Genomic DNA, 6,607 nt, shown 5'->3' with positions numbered 1-6,607 from the left:
GCCCCACCACCACCCCTCCGTCCCCTCACCAGTGCGACCGCCACGACGATCGCGAGCGCGACGACGAGCAGGCCACCGGCCATCCACGCCCAGCCCGTGCCATCGTCGGCCCCCTCGTCCGCCGCCGCGATGGGCTGGTCGTCGACCGCCGTCGGGTCCTGGTCGGATGCGGTGGGGGCCACACCGCCCGGACCCGGTTCGGGACCGTCCTCGAACACCGGCCGCCAGTCCGGCCCCGGGGCCGGCTCGCCGTCGATCGCGACCGCGAGCTCGAAGGGCTGCTCGATCCCCCGCGGCAGCGAGGTCGACCCGTCGTTGAGCGACACCATGACGTAGTGCTCGCCCGCCTGCGACTGGACGCTCATCTCCCGGTCGCCGTCACGATTGCGGTACTGCACCGGGGCCGTGTCGAGCAGGAACACCTCCTCCGGCCCGTCCTCGAAGGTGGTGCGGACCGCGTTGGAGGGCTTCACCCGGAACGGGTTGGCCACCTCCAGTTGGATGTGGTCCAGCGCACCGCGGACGGACCCGGGGACGCGCAGGCCGAGCGCCAGCCGTTCACCCCACTCCACCGGGACCCGGTAGAAGCGGGTCTCCCCGGGCACCAGGGCGTCGGAGTAGGTGCCCGGCCCGACCGCGTCCGCACCGTTGAAGCTGGTGCCACCGGCCACCGGGACGGCCTCACCGAAGTCGGGGGCCGGTGCGTCCGCCGGCACGGACCGCACCGCCGGATATCCGGTGAGCTCGTCGTCGGAGGGCACGGGCTCGAACTGGACCAGCACCTCGACCTCGAGTTCGGAGGCCGACACCCCGGTGCGCTGCGCGATCACGCGGTATCCGTCCGGACCGCACGCGGGATCATTCTCCGCGGAGGGGATGACGAGATGTGTCGCTCCCGGCGACTTCCACCCACCGCCGACCTCGTAACTCGTGTCCGAACCGGTCACCCGGCACTCCTCCGAGACGTGCTCGGCCTCGATCCGCAGGCCCGCGGCCGTGACTCCACTGGTGGGATCGGGGTCGACGGGCGGGATGAGGGTCGCCGCCACGTGCGCGATGTGCCCGTCGGGTATCTCGACGCCCAGGTGGCCGGCGGGCCCTCGACCACCGCTCACCGCGGCCCCGGTGAGCTCGGAGCGATAGAGCCCCTCCCCCAGCATCGGCGCGTCACGCAGGGTCCGGCCCATCTCGAAGGGGGTCCCGCGGGTCTGGTATCCCTCGATACCCCGGCGCGTCAGGAACTGCAGTCGTCCGGACAACGAGGCCGCGTCGGAGGCCTCGGTGAAGCGACCGCCCGTGGCCCCCGCGATGCACTCGAGTTGGGCTCGCGCCGCGTCGTCGACGAGGAACCCCACCGTGTGCACGGTCATGTCGACGCCCGCTCCGGCGAGGTCACCCGCGACCTCGCACGGGTCCGGCGGCGCGCAGGTGTCGAGCCCGTCCGAGACCAGGACGATGGACCGCTCACCCTCGTCGCCGAGCTCTTCTGCCGCGGCGAGCAGGGCGTTGCCGATCGGGGTGTATCCGCGCGCCGTGAGTCCGTCGATCCGATCGGTCAGGACCGCCTTGTCGACAGGGTGAACGGGGGCGAGCGTGACGACGTCGCGACAGGCGGCGTCCCGGTTGTCCGGTGCGTCGGACTCCTCGCTCCCGTACGCCAGCATTCCCACACGCGCACCCTCGGGTAGTGACTCCACGAGTTCGCGGGCGGCGGACTGGGCGGCGGCCAACCGGGTGCCGCCCACATCGGCCTCGAGCATGGAACTCGAGGCGTCCATGACGATCGCGACACTGCCGTCACCGGGAGCACCGCCGGCGGGAGAGGGATCCGCGGGCGACTGCTGGCCGAGCACCCGGGGCGCGCTGACGAGGCCCGCGCCGGCGATCAGCGCACACAGGCAGAGGACCGCGATCACCGCCGTCAGGCCCCGTCCGGTCGATGTGGTCGGAGGGCGGGGCGGCACTGACACGAAGGCTCCTCAGCTGCGGTGGCGTCGCCTGCGCCACCCTACTTCCGCGATCCGGGCGCCGGCCCCGAATCGACTGAGCGCCCCCGCCGGGACCGCGATGTGTTCTACGCGGCGGTGCGCATGAGCCGCCGGCCGCCGTAGACCACGAGGAACGCCGTGAGGTACATGACGATGCTGTAGACGGCGGCCGCCAGCCCCACCTCGTCGTCGCCGATCACGGTGAAGGCGATGAGCAGGGTCAGGGTGGTGTTCTTGATGCCGAACTCGACCGCGATCGCAATCTGCTCGGCGCGGCGCAGGCGGCAGATCCACGCGAGTAGGCCACCGATCACGATCAGCGCCAGGTTGAGGACGACCACCGCCGGCCCCACGGCCACGATGAGGTCCACGATCCGGTCCCTCTCGCCGAGCACGATGCCCACGATGAGCAGCACCAACACGACGAGTCCGACGATGCCGACAAAGCGCTCGATGCGGGCGGCCAGGGCGGGCTTGCGCGCGCGGAGGATCATTCCGAGAAGGACGGGGATGAGGATGACGCCCAGCAGCAGGCCGAAGGTCTGACCAAGCGGGACGGTGACCTCTTCGTCCGCGGCTCCGGGGATGAGCCGCGCGCCGATCCCGAACCACATGGGCAGCGTGAGGATCACAGCCACGGAGCTCAGGGCGGTGAGGATGACCGACAGCGCGACGTTGCCCCGGGCCAGATAGGTGATGAGGTTCGACGTCGCACCTCCGGGCGTCGCCGCCACCAGGACCACGCCGAGGGCCAACATCGGGGAGAGCCCGAACGCCAGCGCCACGGCCACGCCGGTCAGCGGAACCAGGACCAGTTGGCCGAACAACCCGACGATCGTCGCCCACGGCGACCTCGCCTGGACCGCGAAGTCCTCCTTGGTCAGGCTGAGCCCGATGCCGACCATGATGATCGCCAGTGCGATGGGCAGGCCTATGTCGATCAGGGGACTCTGGTCCACGTGGGACTCCTCGGGTGCTCGCGCGTCAACGGGTGACGACCATCGGGTGAGATGGACCACTGTCCGATCACCGTAACCGGTCGGACGCCGACCTTCCGGGGGTTCCGCCCGGACTCGGGATCGGGGTGACTGACGGGCGGCCAGCTCGGGCCTTTACCCCGCGTTGCCGCCGCCGAGCGGCTTAGGCTAACCTCTCCCCAGGTCATGAGTTCCAGCGACAAGCCCCGGCTCGCTGGGCGGCAACCCTCCACCGCGGTGGGGTGCCCCGGGAGACGACCTGGCCACCACCCACCCGGGTGACAGGCAAGCGCGGGTCCGCTGTCGTGACGCGGCCGGACCCTTCTGACGAGAGGAGGGGCTCCGCCCCTATGACGTACGACAACAGCAATCCCGACTGGGCCTTCGAGACCCGCCAGGTCCACGCCGGGCAGCCGGTCGATTCGGACACCGGTGCCCGCAATCTGCCGATCTACCAGACCACCTCGTACGTCTTCGCGGACGCCAAGCAGGCCGCGGACCGGTTCGCGCTCGCCGAGATGGGCCCGATCTACACCAGGATCACCAACCCCACGGTCGCCGCCGTGGAGGATCGCCTCGCGTCCCTCGAGGGCGGTGTCGCCGGTCTGCTCTTCGCCTCCGGCCAGGCCGCCGAGACCGCGGTGATCCAGGCCATCGCCCAGTCGGGCGGCCACGTGGTCGCCTCCCCCCGCCTCTACGGCGGTACCGACACGCTGCTGCGGCACACACTCCCCAAGTACGGCATCGAGACCACCTTCGTCGAGAACCCCGACGACCCCGCCTCGTGGGAGGCCGCCGTCCGGCCCGACACCAAGCTGTTCTACGGGGAGTCGATCTCCAATCCGCTCAACGACATCCTCGACATCCCGGCGATCGCCGAGGTCGCGCACCGCAACCAGGTGCCGCTCGTGATCGACAACACCGTGGCCACCCCCTACCTGATCCGGCCGCTGGAGTTGGGGGCGGACGTGGTCGTGTCCTCGGCCACCAAGTACCTCGGCGGCCACGGCGCCTCCCTCGGCGGCATCCTCGTCGACGGCGGTACGTTCGACTGGCGCGTGCAGCGCGACGGGCAGGACGTGTTCCCGTCCTTCACCACGCCGGATCCCGCATACCACGGTCTGGTCTACGCGGACCTCGGTGCGCCGGCACTCGCTCTCAAGGCCCGGGTGACGCTCCTGCGCGACACCGGCGCCGCGGCCTCGCCGTTCAACGCGTGGACCCTCATCCAGGGCATCGATACCCTGAGCCTGCGGATCGAGCGCCACGTGTCCAACGCCCAGCGGGTGGCCGAGTGGCTCGAGTCGCGCGAGGACGTGGCGAAGGTGCAGTACGCCGGTCTGGCCTCCTCGCCCTACAACGCCCTCCAGCAGAAGCTGTCCCCCAAGGGGGCGGGCGCCATCGTCACCTTCGACCTCGCGGTACCGCAGGGCGCGTCGGAGGAGGACGTCAAGGCCCGGGCGTGGACGTTCATCGACGCCCTCAAGCTGCATTCGTGCCTGGTCAACATCGGCGACGTCCGGTCGCTGGTGTGCCACCCGGCCACGACCACCCATTCCCAGGGCACGCCCGAGGCCAACGCGATCGCCGGGGTCACCACGGCGACCATCCGCCTCTCGGTGGGCATCGAGGCCGTCGACGACATCATCGGCGACCTCGAGCTCGGTTTCGCCGCGCTGTCCTGACCCCTGCCCGGATGATCCGCCCCACCGATCCGCTCACCCTGCTGCCCCCGGGTGACGGCACCCTCGGCCGTGTCGCCATCGGCGACCTGACGCTGTCCACGGGTGTCGTCCTCCCGGGGGTCTCCCTCGCGGTGCAGCGGTGGGGCCGGATCGCGGACGATCGATCCAACGTCGTCCTGGTCGAACACGCGCTGACCGGGGACTCGCACGTCATCGGCTCCGTGGACTCGCTGCACCCGACGCCCGGGTGGTGGAACGGTCTGGTCGGCCCCGGGTTGCCCCTGGACACCGATCGCTACTGCGTCCTGTCCGTCAACGTGCTCGGTGGGTGTCGCGGTTCGACGGGCCCCAGTTCGCTCCACCCCGACGGCCACTACTGGGGTGCCCGCTTCCCCGCCGTGTCCGTCCGCGACATGGTCGAGTCCGAGCGCGCCCTGGCCGATCTGCTGGGTATCGACCGCTGGGCCGCGGTGGTCGGCGGCTCCATGGGCGGGGCGAGGGCGCTCGAGTGGATGGTCGGACACCCTGACCGCGTCGGGGCCGGCTGCGTCCTGGCGGTGGGTGCGCGCGCCTCCGCCGACCAGATCGGTGTGCAGACCGCGCAGATCATGGCCGTGACCTCCGATCCGCACTGGCAGCAGGGCGGGTATCACGGCACCGGCCGCACTCCTGTCACCGGTCTCGGTATCGCGAGACGTATCGCGCACCTGTCCTACCGGGGCGAGGTGGAACTGGACGAGCGGTTCGCCAACCGACCGCAGCCCGGCGAGGACCCCCGTGGCGAGGACCTGTCGATGTCGGGGCGGTTCGCCGTGCAGTCCTATCTCGACCACCAGGCCGGGAAGCTCGTCTCCCGCTTCGACGCCTGCAGCTACGTCCTGCTCACCGATGCGCTCAACCGTCACGACGTGGGCCTGGACCGCGGTGGGGTCGAGCGGGCACTGCGCTCCTGCCCTGTCCCGTGCGTCATCGGTGGGGTGACCACCGATCGTCTCTACCCCCTGCGGCAGCAGGAGGAACTGGCCGCGCTGTTGCCCGGGGCCGATCCTCTGGTGGTGATCGACAGCCCCGCCGGTCACGACGGGTTCCTCACCGAATCCGACGTGGTGGGGCCCATGCTCGCCAGGACCATGGAACTCGCCGCCCACGGGACGCCCGACAGATCGCGAGGACCCGCATGACCGACCGTGACCGTCCGAACCGGTCCGCCGCCCTCGGGCTGACAGGCCTGGCCGTGGGTCTCGGCATCATCGGGGGGGCCATCGGCTTCGCCACCCTGTTGGGGATCACCGCGACCGCGAGAGGCGGCTACGACACGGCCGAGTACGGCCCGATGGCGCTGACCGCGGCGTCGTCACTGGTGTTGAGCGTGCTGCTGATCACCGGCGCGGTGATGCTGTGGCGCGCCCACCGCGCTGCCCGGGCCGTGATCGGGGTGGCCGTGACACTGTTGGCCGTGAGCACGCTGGCGCGGATGGTATTGGACAGCGTCACGTTCATCTCGGTGCTGGGCAGCGTTCTGTCCCTGTGTGCACTGGTGGCGATGGGCCTGCTGCTCGCGTCGAACGGGGTGCGCGACCACGTCCGCGACGGCGTGCCACTGCGACTGAACTAGGCCCGGCGGAGGAGGTCGACTCAGCCCGTCCCGAGCGAGTCGATCGATGTGGCGAGCCACAGCACGACCACGCCGACCGCCAGGTAGAAGGCCACATCGAAACCCTTGCCCCGCACACCGAGGAGTCGCGCGCGCTCGTCAGGCACCACCGCCCGCAGTACCGCGGCGGCCAGGGCCATGATCCCCAGCAGGAACGCCCCGCGGCGCCACCGCTCGAACATCACGAACCCCAACGACACAACGATCCCGACCAGGACCAGTGCGAGCGGCCACTGGGCCCGGATCTGCGACCAGCGAAGCCGCGCGGGACGGGTGCGGCGGGGCCGGGCGTCGGTCTGCCGG

At 71.0% G+C, this 6,607-nt stretch carries 6 protein-coding genes and 1 riboswitch; of the genes, 3 read left to right on the top strand and 3 right to left on the bottom strand.

All coding sequences use genetic code 11. From position 1 onward, the window contains the following. Both IY392_RS03340 and IY392_RS03335 read right to left on the bottom strand, forming a co-directional pair. Positions 1–1,970 (bottom strand): VWA domain-containing protein (locus IY392_RS03340; RefSeq protein WP_194860487.1); only part of this gene is annotated, 1,970 nt, incomplete at its 3' end. Positions 1,971–2,074: 104 nt separating this feature from the next. Continuing rightward, complete coding sequence (locus IY392_RS03335) at positions 2,075–2,947, bottom strand: bile acid:sodium symporter family protein (protein WP_182612898.1); 873 nt, start codon at positions 2,945–2,947, stop codon at positions 2,075–2,077. A 200-nt stretch (positions 2,948–3,147) separates the two neighbouring features. Beyond that, positions 3,148–3,263: riboswitch (SAM riboswitch) on the top strand. 52 nt (positions 3,264–3,315) lie between these two features. Here IY392_RS03335 and IY392_RS03330 point away from each other — a divergent pair. Genes IY392_RS03330 through IY392_RS03320 form a run of 3 tightly spaced genes read left to right on the top strand, consistent with a single transcriptional unit; the run spans position 3,316 to position 6,265 of the window. Then, the gene (locus IY392_RS03330) at positions 3,316–4,650 is read left to right on the top strand and encodes an O-acetylhomoserine aminocarboxypropyltransferase/cysteine synthase family protein (RefSeq protein ID WP_107755894.1); all 1,335 of its coding nucleotides are present in this window, start codon (positions 3,316–3,318) and stop codon (positions 4,648–4,650) included. A gap of 11 nt (positions 4,651–4,661) precedes the next feature. Next, entirely contained in the window at positions 4,662–5,831 is a 1,170-nt protein-coding gene (locus tag IY392_RS03325; protein ID WP_182612897.1) for a homoserine O-acetyltransferase, read from the top strand. Then, the gene (locus tag IY392_RS03320; RefSeq protein ID WP_107755893.1) at positions 5,828–6,265 is read left to right on the top strand and encodes a hypothetical protein; all 438 of its coding nucleotides are present in this window, start codon (positions 5,828–5,830) and stop codon (positions 6,263–6,265) included. Before IY392_RS03325 ends, IY392_RS03320 begins: the two co-directional genes overlap by 4 nt. Positions 6,266–6,285: 20 nt before the next feature. Here IY392_RS03320 and IY392_RS03315 read toward each other — a convergent pair. Continuing rightward, the coding region (locus IY392_RS03315) for a DUF3017 domain-containing protein (RefSeq protein WP_309233991.1) at positions 6,286–6,607 on the bottom strand (322 nt) is incomplete at its 5' end.

Source organism: Dietzia sp. SYD-A1 (assembly GCF_015356725.1).
Lineage (GTDB): Bacteria > Actinomycetota > Actinomycetes > Mycobacteriales > Mycobacteriaceae > Dietzia.
Note: the sequence above shows the minus strand (reverse complement) of the source record. Positions and strands in the feature narration are given on the sequence as shown.

Excerpts from the sequence above, each read along its gene's own strand:
- IY392_RS03330 (WP_107755894.1), top strand. The coding sequence starts at position 3,316 with ATGACGTACGACAACAGCAATCCCGACTGGGCCTTCGAGACCCGCCAG.
- IY392_RS03325 (WP_182612897.1), top strand. The coding sequence starts at position 4,662 with ATGATCCGCCCCACCGATCCGCTCACCCTGCTGCCCCCGGGTGACGGC.
- IY392_RS03320 (WP_107755893.1), top strand. The coding sequence starts at position 5,828 with ATGACCGACCGTGACCGTCCGAACCGGTCCGCCGCCCTCGGGCTGACA.